Origin of the sequence: Sphingobacterium siyangense, from assembly GCF_007830445.1 — a bacterium.
Lineage (GTDB): Bacteria > Bacteroidota > Bacteroidia > Sphingobacteriales > Sphingobacteriaceae > Sphingobacterium > Sphingobacterium siyangense.
The window spans coordinates 1-21,809 of record NZ_VLKR01000055.1; the positions used below are offsets into that span (position 1 = coordinate 1).

Genomic DNA, 21,809 nt, shown 5'->3' on the forward strand with positions numbered 1-21,809 from the left:
GTACTGCGTAGACCGTTACTAATATCACGAACCGAATCTGCCGAGGAAAAATGACAGAAAAGCATACTGACTAGATGCGTCCAGCTGTTGATCCCTTTCTGATGTTTGTCACTTTTGTGCTTTGAAACCAAATCTTTGAATAATTCGCGGTCGATAAGAGATAAAATCTGACTAAAAACATTTAAATTTATCATGGCGGTGTGTTATAATTTTGCAATTTAAATATAGCAACTTTGCTATATCCAAACACCGCCACTTTTTAAACGTTTAGGACGCAAGTGATTGATTTCCAGTAAAATATACTACTATTTATTTTGTTTTCTTTTTAGGGGAAATAAAAAACCTGTTAGCGGGGACTAACAGGTTTTTTATAAACTAACTAAATTATTAACCTAAATTTATGAAACTACAAAATAATATTCAAGAAGGATGCCAATGTACTGAACCCGTTAGCTGTTTAACGATTTTTAACAGCCTCTTTTCGGATAAGAGGGGGAGCTCCTAATTCTCAAGACAATCCAGTTAATTTTCAAACCTTTTGTTGCTCATAAGCGTTTATCTAAACAAAAAGGTCAGCAATCAATGCTGTCTATTTGACGTAAACTGTTTAAAAAAAGGTACATGTCTTTAACATATCGCTATCAATTTGAAAATTACGATAGCCCATTTTGGGCTTTTGCCATTCATGATGGCCATCAGATCGATGCGCATTTGATGCCCTACATAAATATTTCAGACGAAGAACGATTACGCGAAGAGGATCCTTATACGGCTATTTTGGCCGAATTACCCTGTAATCGATTTGTATCTGGAACTTCGAGGTTTCAACTGGATCTTAATCGAAAACGAGAAGATGCTATTTATCTTACACCTGAGCAATCTTGGGGGATGCGGGTATGGCGAACAGATCTACCCAATGAACTAAAAGGTCAGCTGTATGCAGCCTATGATGGCATTTATGAAGAAATAAGCCAAGCGATTCAGCACACGATTGATCATTATGGCTATTTTATCGTATATGATATTCATAGTTATAATATGCGTCGCGGGGGGGCTGAAACTAGTTTAAATAATGAAACCGACCCTCAGATCAATATTGGGACGCAACATAATCATAAAAAATGGCGAACGCTGACTGATCAGATTTTGGAAGCACTACAGACTGGAAAAGATGGACAAGTTTACGACGTACGTGAGAATGTCAAGTTTAAGGGCGGATTCCTTTCTGCGTATTTGAATGATAAGTTTGGTGATAAAGGCTGTATTTTTTCTATCGAATTCCGGAAAGACTTTATGGACGAATGGACTGGGGAAGTATTTCCGCAAAAGCTTCAGGAATATAAACAACTTCTCTTGCACAGCATTGGAACACTGGAAAATTATTTTGCCTATGAAAGATAATGCGAAACAACTTGCTGGCATTTTAAAAATGATCAAAAATAAGGAGGTTTTCCACGTACAGATTCCGCCAAAAAACAAACTGGTATTTAATCAAGTTGTTCCTTATCTGTTTTTATACAGGCAGTTTTTTAGTCAAGATCCTATGCTGGCAGAGTTGGTTAAATCAGAACCAGCTTATTTTAGGGTAAGAGACCCACAGATGAATGTTTCTGAATGGATCGCTCCAATCCTCAATCAACTTGTCGAAGAATTTGGTGCTTGTTTGATTATTGAAGCTTGGGCAGCGGATTCAGCACAGGAGGAGGATATCCAAATACATATTGCGCGGAAAAATGTACAGGCTATCGCTCAGTATCTAGGTAAGCAACTGACAACAGAAGAATCGATTTCCAAAGTGGAGATATTGACAGATTCCAAAACAAATGCAACGCAAAGTTTATCCCCTTCGAGTGTACAGTTGGATAATCTGAACACCAATATATTTTACATGGGGCTGGAGATAAAACCGAAATACCTTTTAGGCGTAGATCAGCAAATTTTACCGATCGATCTGCGTCATTTCCGTGAAGCCATATCCAGGAGTCTGTCGAAAACATTCTTCGAATTCATACGTATACATACCTTATCTAAACCTACGGCATTTAAAATAAGCCAGCCTAAAAAGATGCTTCCTTTAGCTTGGGAGATTGATCAGAAATTAGCGCGGGAAAGCCAACGATTTGATTTTTTATTATTGGTTACACCAACGAATTCTTATGATGCCTGGCAGCAATTTAAAAAGGGGAATTACCGAAAAACTCCTGTTTTTCGATATAGGCCCATGCCTATTGATCCAGATATTATCAAGAGAAACCTCTATAACTTGCATATCGAAGATTTATTTGATCCTTCCATTGCTTATTTGTTTCGTGATAAACGCAAGGAGCTTGATCAGATGATGACCATGTTGAGTGAGCGGGGAAAAGAAGGATTTTTGTTGGGCAGTATGCAGGTTTTTGGTACTGTCAATGAAAAATTGTTGGAAAAGGCTCAGGCAATTTTGACCATTACGACAACGGATAGAGAAGTGAGAACGAAGGAAGAGGATATTGTCTATGCCGAAGAGTTCGCTAAGCTCGCCCAGGAAGAATTGGATTATCTGAAAAACCAAGATCCAAGCTTTGGCACCACAGTGCGGCTACGGGATGATATTTATGGCGTGATGGTAAATCAAGGCGTACTCAATATAAGTAAGCAGTATAGTTTGCCAAGGAATAGGGTAAAGGCATTGATTCAACATGAGGTCGGTACACATATTGTTACTTACTATAATGGGAAGCAACAGCCGTTCAGTCTCTTTAGATTAGGGGTTCCCGGTTATGAAAAACTTCAGGAAGGCCTCGCTGTACTTGCTGAGTATTTGGTGGGCGGTCTGACAAATAATAGACTACGTATTCTGGCAGGCAGAGTTATCGCTGTCCATCATATGCAGCAGGGCGGTTCATTTATTGATACATTTTCAGTATTGGTAGATAAGTACCAATTTTTGACCGAAACAGCTTTTCAAATGACGATGCGGGTCTATCGAAGTGGTGGGCTTACCAAAGATGCATTATACTTGAGTGGTTTAATCGAATTGACTAATTATATCAAGAGCGGGCGAGATCTATCCCTGTTGACGATGGGTAAAATCCGCGAAGATTATATACCAATCGTTGAAGAACTCATGTTAAAGGGCGTCTTGAAGGCCCCGGTCCTGACACCAAGGTATCTAATGGATCCATACAAGGATGCCTTGTTACAGCTCAAAAAAAGTAATGGAATATTTCAAATGATTCAGTAATCAGATATTTTATATGAAGATAGCATTCGTGATCAACCAAACCCATAAAGAAACTGCTCGTTTCACGACGACTGTTTTGGCATTGAAAGCCCATCAAATGGGACATGAAATTTATTATATTGGCTTGGCCGATTTCTACTATGAGTCGGCCCATATTGCCGCCCATGTGCGAAAAGTACTCCCTGATCAGATGCTTACCTCTACTAATAGCCTCATGGAAGTATTGCGCGCAACAGAGAAAACGAAGATGATTTTGGAAGATATGGATGTGGTTTGGCTACGGTTTGATCCAGTCCTCGATATGGTTAGCCGACCTTGGGCTGCCGCTTCAGCCCTACAATTTGCCGCTCTCCTAAAAGAAAAAGGTGTATTGGTTATCAATGATCCCGATAGCCTTAGTCGGGCTAGTAATAAGTTGTATCTCGAGGGATTTGATGAATCTATTCGACCTAAAACAATTGTAACCCGAAACTATGCCGATGTCATTGAATTTTTTGAACAACAGAATAAGCTTATTATTTTGAAACCCTTGAAGGGGTCCGGCGGTAAAAACGTGTTTTTAATCAATAAGGATAATCAGCAAAACCTCAAGCAAACTGTAGAGGCTATTGCCCGAGATGGTTATGTGATTGGCCAGGAATATCTTCCGGAAGCTGCCCGCGGTGATATTAGATTCTTTTTACTAAATGGAGAGCCTATTTCGATCAATGGTAAGTATGCTGCTGTTCATCGCGTGCAACAGGGGGATGAGATTCGGAGCAATGTGCATCAAGGTGCAAAGACGCAAGAAGCTATTATTTCACCGGAGTTATTGCTTATGGTTGATAAGATCCGGAATAAATTAGTTCAAGACGGAATGTATTTTGTTGGTTTGGATGTGGTAGGAGATCGTATTATGGAAATCAATGTATTTAGTCCGGGGGCATTATGCCAGACGGAAGAAATTGTAAAAGAAGATTTTTCGGCGCTTATTATTGAAAAATTAGCGGAGAAGGTTGCTTTCAGAGAACGAGGTTGATGACAATTGTATCGATGAAAATTGATGTTGTTGAAATCGCTGCGGGAGTGCTAAGTTAATGATTTGCGGTAATTATGAATTTGAAATGAATTACAGGAATTAAATTCTTGTTATTTTTGAAAAAAGAAAAATATGCTGATTATCGATTCTCCATCCCGCAACGCCTATTTTAACATCGCTTCAGAGGAGTATTTATTGGGTAAATTTCCTGAAGAGGATATTTTTTTACTCTATGTAAATGACCCTTCAATTATCGTGGGTAAATTTCAGAATACCTTGTCCGAAATCAATCTTGATTATGTCAACGAGCATCAGATTAAGGTTGTGCGACGAATGTCTGGCGGTGGTGCTGTTTATCATGATGCTGGAAACTTAAATTTTTCTTTTCATACCTTATTGGGAAATCATGATTTTATGGATTTTTCTACCTTTACACAGCCGATTGTACATATTTTGAACAAATTGGATATCCCTGCAAAATTAGAAGGAAGAAATGACCTCCTGGTAGATGGGAAGAAGTTTAGTGGAAATGCCAAGCTTGCAAAAAATGGGAAGATGATTCAACATGGTACGATATTGATTGATTCGCAGATGCAGGTATTAAGCGATGCTTTAAAGGTCAATCCATTGAAGTTTGTAGATAAGGCTGTAAAATCGAATCGCGCACGTGTCACAAACTTAATTGAATATCTACCTGCTGGTTTTACGACTGGAGATTTTAAGGAATTGTTGATTGAAGAAATAAAACGTGAGAATCCGGCAGCCAAAATGATTGAGTTTACCGCTTCGGATATTAAAAATATAGAAAAATTGGTTGAAGAGAAGTATGAAACATGGGATTGGAACTTCGGCTTTTCACCAAATTATAACTTTAAAAAAGCAATTAAGATCCCTGCGGGATTCATCGAGTTGCATTTGGATGTACATAAAGGATACATTGAAAGGGCTAAAATTTTCGGTGATTTTTTTGCATCCCGATCAATTCATGAACTTGAAAATTTATTGATTGGTGAAAAGCATGAAGTAGGAGAGATTGATACCTTACTGAAATCAATTGATTTGACGACGTATTTTGGAAAAGTTGAACCCGCAGAAATTCTTACCTTGTTTAAATAGAAAATGTAGTATTGCCCGATACGGGTGTTAATTAATAAATATATGCCTTGGAATCCAGCTATATACAATCAATTTAAAGATGTCCGTTTTAAACCGTTTTATGATTTATCTGAACTAATTACTACCGATAAAATGGAACATGCCGTCGATTTAGGTTGCGGTACAGGTGAACAGACAGCTATCTTAAGCGAACAATTTTCTCAAGCGACCTTTCTTGGGATAGATTCTTCTGCGGAAATGCTTTCTAAAAGCCATAAGTTGGAAACGGAACGTCTGAAATTTAGGCAAAGTTCCGTCGAGACCTTCCTTGCAGAGCCAAAAACCTGGGATCTTATATTCAGTAATGCTGCTTTACAATGGCTGGAAGATCATCAGGTTCTTTTCCCTCAAATTATTTCTAAGCTTAATGTTGGTGGGCAATTGGCGATACAAATGCCTTATCAGCCCGAAAATATACTCAATAAAATTTTATTTGAATTGGCGACGGAAGAACCCTATCGATCCTATTTAAGGGGCTGGAATAGGCCTTCTTCGGTATTGGATATTGATACATATGCGCAATTGTTATTTGATAATGGCTTGGATCAACTAAACCTTTCTCTTCGTGTCTATCCGCTCATCGCTGCTGATGCAGACATGCTTTATAATTTTATCGCTGGGTCTGCTTTGATTCCTTACATGGAACAATTGGAGGAAGATAAGAAGTCTGTGTTTGTAACTGAATTTAAAACACGTATCGAAAAACATTTCACTAAATTTCCAGCGATCTATTCTTTCAAGCGCATTTTATTATATGGGCGTAAAGGGTAATTCACATATCGATCAGATCGGACCAATGGGCAGCTGTGATCGTAGCCAGGTCTGTTGGGGCTAAAATAATCTGAAGCCCCCTTTTTCCCGCGCTTACCGAAATCGCTGTCTCCAATTGTGCGGCCTCTTCAATAAAGGTTGGGAACTGTTTTTTCATGCCAATAGGTGAACAGCCACCACGAATATAGCCGGTCACCGTTAAAAGGTCTTTCATCGGGAGCATTTCGCAGTTCTTATTCCCAGAGGCTCTCGCTATTTTTTTTAGGTCGAGCTGTGCATTTCCGGGAACTACGGCGACAATATAAGGATCTTTGTTGCCTTTTAAGACCAAGGTTTTATAAAGTGTCTCGGGCGACAAACCTAGGGTTTCGGCGACATGCTCAGCACTGACGTCCTGTTCGTCTACCTCATATGCTCTGAGTTCATACGTTATTTTTGCTGTGTCCAACAGCCGAACAGCATTTGTTTTACTCGACATACCCTAGCCTTGTTTTTTCTTATTAAAATAGGTCGTTATGGCATCTAGCGTGTATGTATTCAAACAGTTGCTTGCTTGCATACCACCCTTTTGCGCCACCAATACACCATATTGCATATCGTGCAATCCCTCTGTACGATGGGCATCGGGATTGATGGAAAGTAAAACTCCTTTCTCTACTGCATAACGGTGCCATCTCCAATCCAGATCTAATCGTAAAGGATTTGCATTTATCTCAATGACAACGCCATTTGCCGCACAAGCATCGATTACCCGTTTAAAATCTAAGGGATATCCGGCTCTACTTAATAATAGTCTTCCTGTTGGATGGCCTAAGATTGTTGTATACGGATTTTCGATCGCTTTGATTAGTCTTGTTGTGGCTTTGTCTTCGTCCATTTTCAGATTGGAGTGTACGGAGGCGACAACGAAGTCAAACTTAGCCAATACCTCATCGGGATAGTCTAATGAGCCGTCACCTAGAATATCAGATTCAATTCCCCTGAAAATCTTGAATGGAGCCAATTTTTCGTTTAAGGTAGCAATCTCATTCCACTGCTGTTCCAATCGCTCAATGGAGAGGCCGTTGGCATAAACTGCAGTTCGCGAGTGATCACATATACCCAAATATTCTAGCCCCAGGACATCTTTACAATGTAATGCCATTTGCTCGAGGCTATGTACGCCGTCACTATAGGTGGAGTGATTGTGGAGTGTTCCCCTGAGATCTTTGTATTGAATCAGCTTTGGCAGTGAATGCGTTTGAGCCTGCACTATTTCATTCAACCCCTCTCGTAATTCGGGTTCAATATAATCTAAACCCAAGTTACGGTAAATGGCCTCTTCACTGGAAAGTGAAGGAAGATCCGGTAGAATATTAAATAGAAGATCGAGATGTGCAGTGGATCCAGTACTAAGAACCAGGTCGCGATAAAAATCATTGATATTACTACTGAATACTTTGAAAGTAAACCCCAATTCATCGGTCAGTTCTATGGAGTTTTCTGTTTTTTCCACTAAAGTAAATCCATCGAGGAATTTTTCGACGTTGTCTATACTTTCCGATATTAAAAGATCTACGGTACTCAAAACCTCGCATTTTCTTCTGAAATCTCCTGTATATGACAGCAGCGAAGAAGGGAAATGCAATTTCAATTCGTTGAAAAATTTTTCTGCCAGTGGAAGTACTTTTGCATATAAAAACCATCCCTTGTTGGAAATAGAAAACTCAATGGATTTTTTGATGTCTTCCTGCGTTTTAAGACCAAACCCTTTTGCTTCTACGAGACGGTTTTCATTACAGGCGTAAAGTAATTCGCCCACACTTTCAATCTCGAGTTCTTTCCAGATAATTTGAATCTTTTTAGGGCCAAGGCCCTTAATATTTAACATTTCAATAATACCGGATGGTGTGTTTTCAATAAGATCCTCAAGCTCTTTGAAAGTTCCTGTAGCGGCAACTTCTTTGGCTTTTTCAGCCGTACTTTTTCCTATTCCTGGCTGTGCACTCAAATCTTCAAGACTGGCCTCTTCAATACGGAAAGGTAGCTTGTCCAACTTAAAAGAGGCACTTGCAATGGATTTTGTTCGAAAAGGATTTTCGTTGTGAAGCTCCATCAATTGGCTACATAATTTGAAAATTTTTGAGATCGCTTTATTGTCCATCGTATTTGAATTGTTAAGCTACAAATATCTTAAATTTTAGGTCAAAATAACAATTCAAATACGGATATTATAGCGTTAAATAATGTAAAAAAGCTACTTTAAATGCCTGTTTTTCTCTATTTCTTGAAATTAACAACAAAGTGACAAATGCATGTGTGCTTAACCAAACATTTTGGCTATGTTTGCCGTTTTTGGGTGTTAAAATTGTGGTTATTTTGAGCATATCTTATAAAAACAACCCTATTAAATAGTAAAATATCATGATAGCAGACATTAGTGACAAAGAAATCAGTGGGCTTTATAAAACAGGTATTATTCAACAAACTGCTTATTGGTCTGCAGTAAAAAAAATGCAAGGTATACAATCCAAGGCATTTAATTTTAAATCCAAACAATCCGATCTGTATGTTGGGGTCGAAGACGATACCTATTTTATCGGCGATCTATTAATTATCATACAAGCCATAGATCAGGAACATAGCATTGCCTATGTACCTTATGGGCCTGAGATTGAACCTTCAGATGAAAACCAGGGCTATTTTTTAGAACAGTTATCGGAGAGCTTACGTTCCCATCTGCCACCAAATTGTATAATGATACGCTATGATCTATCTTGGGAATCACATTGGGCTAAAGAGGATGATTGTTATGATCTTCATGGTAACTGGCTAGGGGTACCGGAGAAACGTATTCAGGAAATGCGCTTTAATTTTAATACAGAAAACTGGAACTTTCATAAAGCCAATACAGATATACTGCCTTCCAATACTATTTTTATGGATCTTAGAAAGGGTGAGGATATGTTGCTTGGAAATATGAAATCTAAGACGAGATATAATATCAATTTAGCAGAGCGAAAAGGAGTACGTGTGCGTTCGCTGGGGCTTGAAAGTTTGGCGGTTTGGTATGAGCTTTATCGGCAGACAGCTCTTCGAAACAACTTTTTTTTACATGATATAAGCTATTTTAAGATCGTTCTTTCTGCAAGGGCAAGTGATACATTATCTCCCGCAGATGTATATCTTTTAGTAGCCGAAGTGGATAACCAGCCTTTGGCCGCTATGTTTTTGGTAATTGCGGCAAATCGGGGGACTTATCTATATGGAGCTTCTGCTTCCGAAAATCGTAATTATATGGCGACATACGCTTTGCAATGGCGTGCGATGCAGCTTGCGAAAGAAAAAGGCTGTACGGAATATGATTTCTTTGGAGTATCGCCACAGGCAGATCCTTCACACCCTTTATATGGCCTTTATCGTTTCAAAACAGGATTTGGTGGTGAAATCTACCATCGTATGGGCTGTTGGGATTATCCCTTGGACAATAGGAAATATCAGTACTATGCGTCAATGGAGTTTAAAAACCAGCGCTATCATTTAAGTTAGAAATTAGAAGACCTCACCCAAGGTGAGCCTAACGCCGCGGTGATTCTTACTGATACCATAGTCGATTCCAATGTTGGTGCCCGAGTTTTTGTTAAATTTAATTCGTGCACCAGCACCAGTGCCGACGTTCCAGTCTTCGAACATGGAATTCTTTGGTCCGTTTAATGTGGTAAAGTTCATAAATGCAACAAATCCAAATAAGCCATTTTGGGTGATATCACGACGATATTCCGTTTCTAAATAGTAAAGTGATTTGCCACGAAAGCGGCTGACTGGAAAGCCTCTTCCCGAACTATTGTATGGATCCCATCCTAAATTCGGAAGGTCAAGATAGGGCGCTTTACTATTAAATACAGTCCAGAAGAAACTCCTTATGGCAATCATATTTTGGCGATTTCTGTCTTGGGTAAGCCTATGGTATCGTCTAACTTCGAGAAATAGCGATTTCCAGTTCTGATCGCTTCCTAAGAATGTCGGATTTACACGGAACTGTAAATTGGCATAGTTACCCGACCAAGTATTGATCGAATTGGCGCGCGTATCGTAAATTAAATTGAAGCTGACTCCTGAAGACATGGTATTGTCTTTTAAATCTGTTCCATAAGGGTAGGAAGTGTAGTCTTCGAGCTTGGTATTGCTCGTAGACTTAATATTCATTCTATAATCCAGGTCATAACCAATTCCCATAAAAAGGCCCCCATGAATTCTTTTTAATGCATGTTGGTATAAACGAAAGTAGGTGTAATCTAAATTAATCTGCTGGTCGCCATGATGCTCTTTGCCGATACCCCAAGTTTCGTGCGGATATTTTAATAGGCGGATATCGCCATCAATCACCCATGTATTCTCTTTTAACCAGATGTAAGAACGGATTGGCAGGCCAAATCGTTTTCCAAAATTTGTGTAGGGCGTAAATGTCATTTTGGACATATAGGTATCGGAACGATCTCCTAAATAAAACCCTGCGGTTGTACTTGTAATTAAAGCATGCCCGCCTCCAGGAACATTTGTCGAAAAGGGTAAAAAGGAAAAATAGATTTTCTTTCCTGTACTATCGACTGTTTGGGGTGGCTTGATATGTAATATTTCTTTTCCAATATCAATCAGGTCCCGTTGTTTACTTGTATCAGCGAGATGTTTGGTAGTTTCTATTTCATTGACGGGACGTTGTGCATATGCAGTATCGGCAAGTACAAGTAGAACCATCAAAATAGAACATTTAATATAAAAAATATATGCGCTATCGTAGTGTGTCATGAAAGAATGCAATCTAGCAGGAAATAGATAGAATAACAATATTCAAACCAATAATTTATTCATTCTGTCACGTTTTGGCTATAAAGAGAATTGATTGGAAATTTCATTCGCCTAGAAAAAAATATCATTTACCGATTTTAATGTAATGTTAATCTAAATGTAATGAAATCAATATATGCGTTGTCTTAACTTTGAATCAGAAAATAAATAAAAAAAGTACGCAACAAATTTATATAGTAAGCGACAATAAAATAAGAAAATATACTAATACATTATAAAATTGAAAAAGATATGAAAACTTTAGTAAAAACATTTGTAGCAGCGGCAATGATTGCAATCTCTACTTGCTCAATGGCTTCAGTTAAACCAGAAGAACGCAATTTAATTACTGCTGATTTAGCCATCGATGAATACGTTGGAGCAATGACCGAAGGTCAGGTAGCTAATTTGGACAAGCTTTTTACAGCTGATTTTAACCAAAAAGTTTGTGGCAAACAAGATTTGAAATTTAGCCGTCTTGAGATGGTTGAGTTTTTGAAAAAACAAAAAGGAATCAAGATGAACTGCAGAACAACAACACAGATCGTTGAAGAATTACCTGATTATGCAATAGCGAAAGTTACGATGCAATTTGATGGTTTTGCTAAAACAGATCTGATCACAGTTGTTAAAGAAAACGGAACCTGGAAAATTTCTAAATCTGTAAACTCTTATAAATAAGAATTTGCTGTCAAAATTGGTCGATTAAAAATAAGAAAAGGGTACTTAAGTACCCTTTTTTTGTGGAGCATATCAGATTCGAACTGATCACCTCTTCACTGCCAGCGAAGCGCTCTAGCCAAATGAGCTAATGCCCCTGCTTTATTTGGTGTCGCTAAGATAGTACTTTTTCGGATAAACAAAGCCTCTTTTTTATTTTTCTACTGTTTTTTGTAGATCTGTTATCTAGTTGCTTTTTTTTGACGACCTAAATGCATTATAATCAATGGTTTTATCTATTTGGTTCCTTAAAGATATTTTTATCCTATTGAAAAACAAGAGAGTTTACCGGCGTACTGGAGGATATGAACAATGTATTAGTGTCCTCCAGTAAGCAGCGCTTCGGTTCGCTTAATCTGACCTTTATCTTTCCAGGCATCGTGCCCAGGAATAACCATATTAATTTCGGGATATTTTGCCAATAACCTCGCTAGGGATGGCTTCCAGGATTTTATATCCCCATCTGCCGTAAATCCTAGATCTTGGGCTTCGGAGCTTTTTATAAAACAACCTCCGTCTAGGATCTTATATTCGGGAAACCAGACAACGACATTGTCCATGGAGTGTCCGGCACCAAAAAAGTTTAAAACAAAAGATTGTCCGCCGACGCTGTAGGTTTTATTGGTGGAAACAAGATGAGTGGCCTGGGCTTTGTGATTTGCCTTTAGCAGGTCGTTCGTCATTTTTGTTGCATAGGTTGGAATTCCAATGCGGTTGTAATAAGCAAAGCCACCTGCCCGGTCTTCGTGCCAGTGTGTCGCGTAAACAGCAATGACGGGTAAATTATGTTTCTGTTTGATACTGTCCAATAAGGGTTGATATTGTGTGGAATCCCATGGTGTATCAAAAAGGATAACGCCTTTTTTTGTAATTAGGTATACCGCATTAGCAGCATATTTGGTCCCTTCAAATGTATTAAAGGTCGTGTAAAGATACAGTTGCGGATTTATCTTCTCTATTAAAAGAGGCTTTTCTTGCGCTTGTAGAGATGGGGAAAGACCGAGTAAACCAATGCTCAGGCATACACCAGCAAATGTTGCGCGAATATGAGGAGAAAGAAGTGAGATCATATTTTTGAATGTTATTGCATTAACGTTAGAACAAAATGATTATTATTTTTTCAAGACCTTGTTAATACATTTTTTAGGTAGACTGAACAAAGTCTTCGCGATAAGGAGTGAACGAATCGATCAGTTCTCCTTCTTCAAGACATTCACATCCATGAATCAATTGTGAATAAATGATACAAGAATCACCTGCGGTTAGGATGCTGTCGACACCATCAATATGGTATCGGAATTTTCCTGCACTCACATAAGAAATCTGTGTGTGGGGGTGTTGATGAAGTGCACCGATGGCCCCTTTTTTAAAACGAACTTTCATGAGCATGAGTTCATCATTAAAAACGAGTATTTTTCGCATAACACCTTCGCCCAGGTCTGTCCATTGCTGCTCGCTGTCGTGTAAGAATATTTCGCTCATCTAATTGTTGATTTATGGATGTTTCGATTGGAAAACGCTCTGTTTTTCAATTATAGTAAAAAAATACGAATTTACGGCGAGATCCATTACTTCTTTTGAAGCATATCAATTTGCTTTATAAAATTTGACAAAAGATGGGATGAATTAAAAACCAAATGGTCTAAATACGTGAAAAAACAGTTATTTTGTGTTTGAGCAATATGTATATTACACGATGAATTATTTCGACGAGCTTATTACTTTATTACAAGAAGAGCAGCAATTTGATCGATTACAACATGAAAACTTGTTGTTGAAAAGTAGTTTGAATGAACGAAGAATGCAAGGTGTCACCTGGTTTCCGATTCAGATAACAGATACGGAGCTCGGAAGAGGAGACTATTTGTCCGTTAATTTAAATCGAACAAATCATTATGAGGTCGAACATAAGTTTCGCTTTGGTATGCCAGTTTGTCTGTTCTCAAATCACGATCCCGACCGAGATCGAATAGAGGGCATCATATCTTCGATCAATAGGGATGGGATGCGAATTTCATTTCGTGTCGATGAACTTCCAGAATGGAGCAGAAGAGGGAAGCTTGGTGTTGATTTGTTATTTGATGAGTATTCCTATCGGCAGATGTTCAATGCATTGGAGAAAGGAAAGGAATTGAGTCGTGATGCAAAGCAAGGTAGTTTTGTGAGAAGATTAATCGGTGAAGAGGTGATTCCAACTGAATCTATTGGAAAATTCTTTGAGCATCCCAACTTAAATACGGGGCAAAATAAAGCGATCCAACAGCTATTGGAAGCAAGTACTGTGGCTCTTTTGCATGGGCCGCCGGGGACAGGGAAAACAACAACATTGGTTCAGGCCGTGAGCGCATTGCTAAAACAATACAACAAGCAAGTATTGGTTGTTGCGCCGAGCAATACGGCCGTTGATCTGTTAACCGAACGTTTAGACGCTGCTGGAATTGCAGTAACAAGAATAGGAAACCCTGTTAAGGTTTCGGAACATCTTCAAGAATTGACACTCGATGCAAAGATTGATCGACATCCCGCAAATAAGGATATTAAAACACTTCAAAAACAAGTGAGGACGTATACAGAGATGGCTCAAAAATATAAACGTAATTTTGGAAAGGCTGAGCGGGAGCAAAGAAAAGCATTGTTTGATGAGGCCCATCGAATCAGAAAAGATGTCGATAAGATTCAGGATTTTATCAGTGCAGATGTTTTGGATAAATCGCAGGTAATCACTGCAACTTTGGTTGGATCGAATCATGAGGTTATTCGCAATCGCAGCTATGAAACAGTCATTATTGATGAGGCCGCACAAGCGTTGGAGCCTGCTTGCTGGATACCGATATTAAAGGCACATCGAGTTATTTTGGCGGGAGACCACAATCAATTGCCTCCTACTGTAAAATCCAGTAGGGTACCTCACCATGGCCTGAGCTATACATTATTCGAAAAATTGGTGGACCATAATCCGCAATTAGTTTCTTTGTTAGATGTGCAGTATCGCATGAATGAACAAATTATGGAATACCCGTCCGCAGCTTTGTATAATGGTTTGTTGAGAGCAGATAGTACAGTGGCACAATGGAGCTTAGCAGTGGATACCGAACCGGTTTTATTTATCGATACAGCGGGAGCGGGGTTTGAAGAAACGGAAAGTGACGGCGCAATCTTCAATCTAGGAGAAGCTCATTTTATTAAAGCTCATCTGAACGACCATATTGGGGCTTGGAAAGCTTCCTTGAGCCTAAATGAAAGCCTGAGCATCGGGGTGATTGCACCTTATCGAAAGCAGGCCACTTTATTGAAGGAGGTATTGGATGAGGAAGAAGCGCTACGACCTTTCAACGACTTGATTAAAATACAGACAATAGACAGTTTTCAAGGACAGGAGAAGGATGTTATTTATATCAGTTTGACCAGAAGTAACGCTGAACAGCAGATTGGTTTTTTGTCTGATGTTCGCCGGATGAATGTGGCAATGACTAGGGCTAAGAAGAAATTGGTTGTTATTGGAGATAGTGCTACAATAGGTTCACATCCGTTTTACCGAGAATTTATTGCCTATACCGAGTCGATAGGGCACTATCATAGTGTGTGGGAATGGGATATTTCAGCAATATAAAGCAAGATGCCACTTCCTATGAAGTGGCATCTTGCTTTTATTGAAACTTACTGACTAGATTGATTCTGTAGTCACTCCTTATTAAGAAGTGAACTTCATCCAATCCGTGTTATCGTCATAGTTCATAAGTGGTTCGGCATTATTGTTATTTGATAATTGGCCTACCAACATATAAATATCCATGCTCACGTGTTGACGTGTTATTTCTGTCATCTTATCATTGAACCCGGCATTGTTAATTTGTAAAACATACTGAAAACAAATGACGCGGGCGATTATCTTTCCAAGGGTAACCAGTTCACGTTGTTTCGGCTGTAGCGGAAAGTCAAAATTTAAGATTGATGAGAAAAACGGTGCTGCAAATTCAGTTGAGCTATATTTTTTTAGGAAAGACAATAAGTTGCTTTCTTTGGTTTTGCGCATAAGTTTACCGATCGCTTCAGCAACTTGAGAATAAAGCATTTCATTTGACCCCTCAAAGATTTGAAAAGGTCTACTGTCTATGAGGCCACGACCGGCAACATGGTCTAACCTGTAGCCATTAGCACCGGATAATTGCACACATATTTGCGCGGCTTCATGCATTAAGTCTGTCACAAATGCTTTCACACTATTGGCATCTACACCATAGGCTGAAAGGTCATTATGGATAGAGCTGATCGAGACACTGTATGAACACATTGCAGAACACAAGGTAAATGCAGCCTGTATGCGCGACAACTGAAATTTAACAGAGTCTAATTCATTTAAACTAATACCTGCTACACGGCGTTCGGAACAATGTGTCATGGCCTCATCCAACATCCGCTTTATAAAACCCATCCCCATTCCTGGGAACTGTAATCTGCTGCGGTGGAGGGTATCTAACATCAATTTAATTCCTGTACTTTCCGGGTTTAGTTTGTGATCCGCGGGTACATTAATGTCGATGTTGTTCACACCATAAGGAATCGCATAGAGCCCAAGGCTATTGTATTTCTTTGTAACAACAATCTTTTGTTCTTCGACGGCATTTTCTGTGACAAAGAAATCTATATCCCGCACCAGTTCTCCATTTTCATTTTTCTTGCGTGCTGTCACGAGCCAAAAGTCTGCAGCTCCAGTAAGACCTTGCCAGTGTTTTTCACCTTTTATATAGTACTTATCGTCCTTTTGTTCGTAAGATGTTCGCATATTGAGTGCGTCACTGCCGTAAGCCTGTTCGGTAATCATTAATCCTCCCATTGCCTGGTTTTCCAAAAATTGATGGAATACCCGCTCTTGAAGTAAGGTGTTGCCGTATTTGGCAAAAGGTTCCAAAAATAGCGCAATATTAATCCCGAAGATTAGCGATAAAGATAGTGATTCATAAGAAGCAGCTGCCAGTACACCCAAACATTCTTTTACATGAAGTCCCCGGCCACCGTGGTGTTCTGGGATAGCAACCGACAAGGGTTGCATTTTCATGATCTCAGCTAAAAACTCAGGCGGTAGCCCACGCGTTAAACTGAGCGAGTTATAATCATACTCTTTATTAAATAAGCTTGATAGCCTAGTTTTAAAATCCGCAATAAACAAATCGAAATCTTGGGTTATATTGTTGTGTTCTGAAACCTTAAGCATCTTTAAATATGTAATTAAATGATGGAACAATGTAAATTGAAACATGAAGAAGAACTGCCGGTTGACCAAAAATTCTCTTTTGCTTCAATCACTTACACAAAAATAACTCCAATCAATTTGATTCTCTTGTGTACTTCAGTATAAAAGATAGGACAAATCGTGCATATTGAAAACCTAAGTTGCTCTGTTTCGATAAGAAGTAGGAGAAACGCCAACTATTTTTTTGAAAAGCCGCGAGAAATAAGAGGGATCAGAAAAATCCAATTCATAACAGATATCTGCAATGCTTTTAGTGGATTCAAACAATAGAAATTGACTGTGCATAATCAGCACTTCAAGAATGAGTTCCTTCGACGATTTTTTGAATACAGAAAATACGCACCGATTAAGGTAGTTTGTAGATACCGCGAGTTTATCCGCGTAGAATGAAATATTTTTTTGCTTTTTGAAGTTTTTGTGCACCAGCTGTTTGAACATCATAGCAATTTCCTGTCTCCGATTGAGCGCTAGGTTGGATGAAGATAGCTTGATAATTTTTAGAATTGCAGATTTTAATAAATTTTCAAATAGTTCTTTATAAGGTAATTCCGAAAGCAATTCATCATAAAGTAATCTGAAAAGCTCTTGAAGATCGCTGCTGTCTCGCGCCGTTAAGTTCAGTAAGGGTGAGATATTAAAGATATTCAAAATCTCCTGTTCCCGGAATATGGAAGTCATTGCATTGTCGTTTATTAAAACGCAATGGCCTTTCGCAGATTTATCGACCGACTTTATTGTTGAGATATTGCCGTAATTGCTGATAAGAATTGCTGGAGCTGTTACGACATATTCCTTAGCTCCAATTTGATGTTTAAAATAACCCTCAGTGATATGAACAAGCAGGTTATAGCCCAAGAAAATAGGTGGGGTAGGGAATTTAATATAAGGAGCGATTTCACTGAGCTGGAATATCTTGATCGGCGATTGCTGGTAGCGAAGATGTTCCAAACTACCTGTCATAAAACGATCTACAAATTCACCCGCATTTACCTGCTTTTCCATTATCAATTATTATTATAAAATTTAGTATGCCACAGCTTATGAATGTCATCTATTGTTTCATGTGCAAATCATGCTCCCAATAATATTCCAAAGGTAGCTGGATAAAACTTGTTTATCAATTTTAACAAATGATTTGCTAAAATAAAGCTTTATCCTTAGTTTAGTTTTTGCAATCAGATAAATAGCCTGATGCTCAGGGGCTATATTTTAATATTATAAACCAAATGAATATGAAACTAGTGCTCATTTCTATCTTGACTCTATTCCTGTTCAGAAATGTAACTGCACAGATCTCGTTGAATTATTGTAATGATCGTATACAAACTGGAGCAGAACAAACCGAGCGTTATCTTCCTTATTTAATGAATAAACGTATTGCAATATTGGGAAATCCATCTACGGTTATTAAAGGGAGACACCTTGTTGATAGTCTACTCGCGCGCGGGGTTCAGATTGTGAGAATTTTTGGACCTGAGCACGGATTTCGAGGCAATGCAAGTAATGGAACTGAAGTGGGGGACGAAATCGATCCGACAACCAAAATTCCTATTGTCTCTTTATACGGGAATAAGAAAAAGCCAACAGCGAAGGATCTAAAAGATATCGATCTGTTTATTTATGATGTGCAGGATATGGGGGTGAGATTTTATACCAACATTAATACCCTTCGGGATATTATGGAAGCTTGCGCAGAAAATGATAAGGAGCTCTTGATCTTAGACCGGCCCAATCCCAATGCCTATCTAATTGACGGTCCTATTTTGGAGGAAGAATATAAGTCGGGTATTGGGCAATTCCCTGTTCCTATTGCACATGGGATGACTACAGCTGAATTTGCCCAGATGATCAATGGAGAAGGTTGGATGAGTACTAAAAAGAAGTGTAAATTGAAGATTATTCCTGTAGCAGATTATGATCATAGTATGCTTTATAAGTTACCAGTCAATCCTTCGCCCAATTTAAATACGGAACAAAGCATACTCTTATATCCAAGTATCTGCCTCTTTGAAGGTGTGAAAGTGAATCATGGTAGAGGCACCGATTATCCCTTTGTTGTGATCGGTAGTCCAATCTATAAGGGTATATATGACTTTTCATTTGTTCCCGTCAGTAAAAAAGGGATGAGTGAATCGCCACTTTTTATGAATGAAGAATGTTATGGAATAGACCTGCGTAAATATGATCTGCAGCAGCTAGTAGATAGCAAAAAAATAAACCTATCCTGGATGATAGCGCTGTATCGGAATTCTCCGGAAAAAGACAAGTTTTTTGATCAATCATTTTCGAAACAGATTGGCAGTATCGAAAAGCTGGTGGGCGTGGGTTTATTTCGCAAGCAAATTGAAGCCGGTGTTTCGGAAGAAGAAATCCGAAAAAGCTGGGAGCCGGGCCTAAGTAATTATAGAAAGACTAGGGAAAAATACCTTATCTATCAATAATATAACCTGAATAAAAGTAAATCGATGTTTGGACTAAAATATGATTGGCGCCAAATTATTATCCTATTTATTGCAGTGGGATGTTTTTGTCAATTACGGGCGCAGCAGCTGGCTAAAGGCCTAGATCGCCAAAATTATACAGCACAATCCAACATTAGGTTAAATCCCGCGTTGAAATGGAAATTCAAAACAAAGGGAAGGTTGTTTTCTTCGCCCGTCGTTTGGAAGGATATCGTTTTTGTCGGGTCTTGCGACAGTAATCTTTACGCATTGAATAAAACGAGCGGTAATATACTTTGGAAGTATAAAACTACCGGTGAAATTCGGTCGACTGTTGCCATTGATGGCGGAACAGTGTATTTTTTAAGCACTGATGGCTACTTGTATGCCCTGGATGTCCAAACAGGTCGAAAATTATGGCAGTTTTCAACCGATGGTGAAAAGAGTTATGATGTATGGGACTATTTCCTCTCATCTCCTGCGGTTGCAGATGATGTAGTTTATTTTGGGTCTGGAGATCATCATGTTTATGCCGTAGATGCTAAATCGGGAAAACTTGTTTGGAAATTCCTGACTGGAGGTATTGTGCATGCAGCCCCAACGTTGACACAACAGCGTGTTTTCATTGGTAGTTTTGATGGTTATTTTTATTGTTTGAAAAAAGATGGTACCCTTCATTGGAAGTTTAAAACGCTTGGCGAACGTTATTTTCCAAAAGGCGAGATTCAGTTCCATGCAGCAGTCGCCGACAGTACAGTCTATTTTGGTGCTCGTGACTTTAATGTATATGCGCTTAATATCGAGAATGGAAGTGGTTTTTGGGTATATCATCAACCAGGGAGCTGGACGAGTGTTCCTAGTATTTTTGACGATAAGCTTGTCGTAACCATGTCGGATTCCTATAGTATACTTGTTTTAAATAGAATGGACGGTGTGAAAATAGTTGAACCTAAAGTGCCCTTAAACACATTTAGCAGTGCCACTATCATAGGTAATGAGGCTTTTTTTGGAACGCTGGATGGTGTAATTTATAGATTGGATATAAAAAACGGAGAAGTTGTGCCTGTTTTTCAAACGGAGTCGAGTAAAAAGAACAGGCCGTTGTTTATAAATGATGAAAATGTGCTCCGCGCTGATCTGCAACAAAAATATGAGGATGATATTACAAGACTATTTGCAGACTACCTGCAGATGGGAAGTATCTTTTCAACAATTTGGATTGATGAAAATCGGCTTTATTTTAGTTCGGCTGATGGTGCCATCTATGCATTGGAATAGTAAGTACGCGCTATTTACAAATCGTAGCAGGGCTTACTTTCTCAAAATTTTTTCCATGGATCTACCTTTGGCCAGTTCATCAATTAATTTATCGAGATAACGAACCTTCTGAACCAGCTGATCTTCAATATCCTCAATGCGATAGCCACAGATTACACCAGAGATCTTTGAAACATTCGGGTTTAAGCAAGGTGCTTCTTTAAAGAAATGTTCAAAGTCAATTTTATCGTCAATCGTTTGCTGTAACGATATGGGGTTATAGCCGGTAAGCCAGAAAATGATTTCGTCGACCTCTTCTTTTGTGCGTCCTTTTCTTTCGGCCTTTTGTATATAAAGCGGGTATACACCAGCAAATGACATGCGATATATTCTTGTATTATCCATTTTTACATGTTGATTTTATTAAAGGTATTCATTTTGAATGAAAATAGAAACAAAGGATAGTTGGCTAAATTAAGCAGGATCATTGCTAATTGCTGCTACGTAACTATAAAATTTACTTAGCAATTTCTTTAATAATAATATAAATTATAATTCTATCTTTATGTGATACAAAATTATTGAAAGATTATATATGGATTTGAGGTATATTCGAAATAACATACATATTAAAGAAGAGGATCAACAACGTATCAAAGACTTTCCTGTGCTGATAGGAGGGTGTGGAATAGGTAGTTACATTGCAGAGTGCTTATTGCGTATGGGTTTCGAAAATTTGACAATTGCCGATGGAGATGTTGTCGAATTGACAAATCTAAACAGACAAAATTACACAAGCAAGGATATTGGTCTTAAGAAAGTATTTGCTTTGCAGGAACGTTTACATTCAATTAACCCGCAAGCCAAAATAACCGTGTTTTCTGAATTTATTAACAAAGATAATCATATGTGTCCTAAATAAATTTTAGGATTGGATTTCTGTGGTACAAGCATAGCTTTTTTCATCATTTCGATATTGACCCCTATTTTTCAATCTGCGAAGATCTTTAGCTGTCCCTTTTTTCCTTTTATAGGCGGCCTGAGAAAGGGATCATCTATCCATTGCCAGATGTTTATTTTCACGAAGATATTCATTCTGATGAATGCGACCAGATTGGACAGGTTCCAGTCATATTTGGCCTTTTTTTG

General features: G+C 38.6%; 20 protein-coding genes and 1 tRNA gene. 11 read left to right on the plus strand and 10 right to left on the minus strand.

Translation table 11 applies throughout. The features are described from left to right. Positions 1-194: DUF4372 domain-containing protein (locus IQ31_RS26400; RefSeq protein WP_145331285.1), on the minus strand; the 194-nt coding region annotated here is incomplete at its 3' end. A gap of 427 nt (positions 195-621) precedes the next feature. Here IQ31_RS26400 and IQ31_RS26405 point away from each other — a divergent pair. The 5 genes from IQ31_RS26405 to IQ31_RS26425 all read left to right on the plus strand — a co-directional run bounded on the left by IQ31_RS26405 (position 622) and on the right by IQ31_RS26425 (position 6,167). Then, positions 622-1,401, plus strand: a complete 780-nt coding sequence (locus IQ31_RS26405; protein ID WP_145331287.1) for an N-formylglutamate amidohydrolase — start codon at positions 622-624, stop codon at positions 1,399-1,401. Continuing rightward, the gene (locus IQ31_RS26410; RefSeq protein ID WP_145331289.1) at positions 1,391-3,223 is read left to right on the plus strand and encodes a peptidase MATCAP family protein; all 1,833 of its coding nucleotides are present in this window, start codon (positions 1,391-1,393) and stop codon (positions 3,221-3,223) included. Before IQ31_RS26405 ends, IQ31_RS26410 begins: the two co-directional genes overlap by 11 nt. Positions 3,224-3,236: 13 nt before the next feature. Then, positions 3,237-4,241: an ATP-grasp domain-containing protein gene (locus IQ31_RS26415; protein WP_145331291.1), complete on the plus strand. Its 1,005-nt coding sequence runs from the start codon at positions 3,237-3,239 to the stop codon at positions 4,239-4,241. Positions 4,242-4,373: 132 nt separating this feature from the next. Next, the gene (gene lplA / locus IQ31_RS26420; RefSeq protein ID WP_070569302.1) at positions 4,374-5,357 is read left to right on the plus strand and encodes a lipoate--protein ligase; all 984 of its coding nucleotides are present in this window, start codon (positions 4,374-4,376) and stop codon (positions 5,355-5,357) included. A gap of 42 nt (positions 5,358-5,399) precedes the next feature. Continuing rightward, positions 5,400-6,167 (plus strand): methyltransferase domain-containing protein, encoded by a 768-nt coding sequence (locus IQ31_RS26425; RefSeq protein WP_145331293.1) that lies wholly within the window; start codon positions 5,400-5,402, stop codon positions 6,165-6,167. Position 6,168: 1 nt separating this feature from the next. On the opposite strand, the gene ybaK is transcribed toward IQ31_RS26425, so the two are convergent. After that, on the minus strand, positions 6,169-6,645 hold the full coding sequence (gene ybaK / locus IQ31_RS26430; RefSeq protein ID WP_115047880.1) for a Cys-tRNA(Pro) deacylase: 477 nt from the start codon (positions 6,643-6,645) through the stop codon (positions 6,169-6,171). 3 nt (positions 6,646-6,648) lie between these two features. Then, positions 6,649-8,310: a DNA polymerase/3'-5' exonuclease PolX gene (locus tag IQ31_RS26435; RefSeq protein WP_145331295.1), complete on the minus strand. Its 1,662-nt coding sequence runs from the start codon at positions 8,308-8,310 to the stop codon at positions 6,649-6,651. 260 nt (positions 8,311-8,570) lie between these two features. Here IQ31_RS26435 and IQ31_RS26440 point away from each other — a divergent pair, with 260 nt between their 5' ends. Continuing rightward, entirely contained in the window at positions 8,571-9,695 is a 1,125-nt protein-coding gene (locus IQ31_RS26440) for a lipid II:glycine glycyltransferase FemX (RefSeq protein ID WP_088160892.1), read from the plus strand. A gap of 3 nt (positions 9,696-9,698) precedes the next feature. Here IQ31_RS26440 and IQ31_RS26445 read toward each other — a convergent pair whose 3' ends face one another. Continuing rightward, complete coding sequence (locus tag IQ31_RS26445) at positions 9,699-10,901, minus strand: BamA/TamA family outer membrane protein (RefSeq protein ID WP_232475793.1); 1,203 nt, start codon at positions 10,899-10,901, stop codon at positions 9,699-9,701. A gap of 342 nt (positions 10,902-11,243) precedes the next feature. Here IQ31_RS26445 and IQ31_RS26450 point away from each other — a divergent pair, with 342 nt between their 5' ends. Then, positions 11,244-11,672, plus strand: a complete 429-nt coding sequence (locus tag IQ31_RS26450; protein ID WP_145331297.1) for a nuclear transport factor 2 family protein — start codon at positions 11,244-11,246, stop codon at positions 11,670-11,672. 63 nt (positions 11,673-11,735) lie between these two features. Here IQ31_RS26450 and IQ31_RS26455 read toward each other — a convergent pair. The 3 genes from IQ31_RS26455 to IQ31_RS26465 all read right to left on the minus strand — a co-directional run bounded on the left by IQ31_RS26455 (position 11,736) and on the right by IQ31_RS26465 (position 13,193). After that, positions 11,736-11,809, minus strand: a tRNA-Ala gene (locus IQ31_RS26455). Positions 11,810-12,028: 219 nt separating this feature from the next. After that, positions 12,029-12,781, minus strand: a complete 753-nt coding sequence (bla, locus tag IQ31_RS26460; protein WP_145331299.1) for a BlaB/IND/MUS family subclass B1 metallo-beta-lactamase — start codon at positions 12,779-12,781, stop codon at positions 12,029-12,031. Between the two features lie 73 nt (positions 12,782-12,854). After that, positions 12,855-13,193: a cupin domain-containing protein gene (locus IQ31_RS26465; RefSeq protein WP_145331301.1), complete on the minus strand. Its 339-nt coding sequence runs from the start codon at positions 13,191-13,193 to the stop codon at positions 12,855-12,857. 187 nt (positions 13,194-13,380) lie between these two features. Here IQ31_RS26465 and IQ31_RS26470 point away from each other — a divergent pair, with 187 nt between their 5' ends. Then, positions 13,381-15,321 carry an AAA domain-containing protein gene (locus IQ31_RS26470; protein WP_244294588.1) on the plus strand — a complete coding sequence of 647 codons (1,941 nt, stop codon included), beginning with the start codon at positions 13,381-13,383 and terminating at the stop codon, positions 15,319-15,321. An 81-nt stretch (positions 15,322-15,402) separates the two neighbouring features. Here the strand turns inward: IQ31_RS26470 and IQ31_RS26475 are convergent, their stop codons facing one another. After that, entirely contained in the window at positions 15,403-16,923 is a 1,521-nt protein-coding gene (locus tag IQ31_RS26475; RefSeq protein ID WP_120334849.1) for an acyl-CoA dehydrogenase family protein, read from the minus strand. Between the two features lie 174 nt (positions 16,924-17,097). Further along, a complete protein-coding gene (locus IQ31_RS26480; protein ID WP_172840662.1) occupies positions 17,098-17,964 on the minus strand; it encodes a helix-turn-helix domain-containing protein in 867 nt (288 codons plus the stop codon). A gap of 230 nt (positions 17,965-18,194) precedes the next feature. On the opposite strand from IQ31_RS26480, the gene IQ31_RS26485 reads away from it, so the two are divergent. Both IQ31_RS26485 and IQ31_RS26490 read left to right on the plus strand, forming a co-directional pair. Next, a complete protein-coding gene (locus IQ31_RS26485; RefSeq protein WP_145331303.1) occupies positions 18,195-19,403 on the plus strand; it encodes an exo-beta-N-acetylmuramidase NamZ family protein in 1,209 nt (402 codons plus the stop codon). Positions 19,404-19,427: 24 nt separating this feature from the next. After that, positions 19,428-20,681 carry a beta-alanine-activating enzyme beta-propeller domain-containing protein gene (locus IQ31_RS26490; protein WP_145331305.1) on the plus strand — a complete coding sequence of 418 codons (1,254 nt, stop codon included), beginning with the start codon at positions 19,428-19,430 and terminating at the stop codon, positions 20,679-20,681. 33 nt (positions 20,682-20,714) lie between these two features. On the opposite strand, the gene IQ31_RS26495 is transcribed toward IQ31_RS26490, so the two are convergent. Further along, entirely contained in the window at positions 20,715-21,065 is a 351-nt protein-coding gene (locus tag IQ31_RS26495; protein ID WP_075991811.1) for a DUF2200 domain-containing protein, read from the minus strand. A 190-nt stretch (positions 21,066-21,255) separates the two neighbouring features. Between IQ31_RS26495 and IQ31_RS26500 the strand changes: the two genes are divergently transcribed. Beyond that, positions 21,256-21,582, plus strand: coding sequence for a HesA/MoeB/ThiF family protein (locus IQ31_RS26500; protein ID WP_145331307.1), 327 nt, complete (start codon positions 21,256-21,258; stop codon positions 21,580-21,582). Positions 21,583-21,809 lie beyond the last annotated feature (227 nt).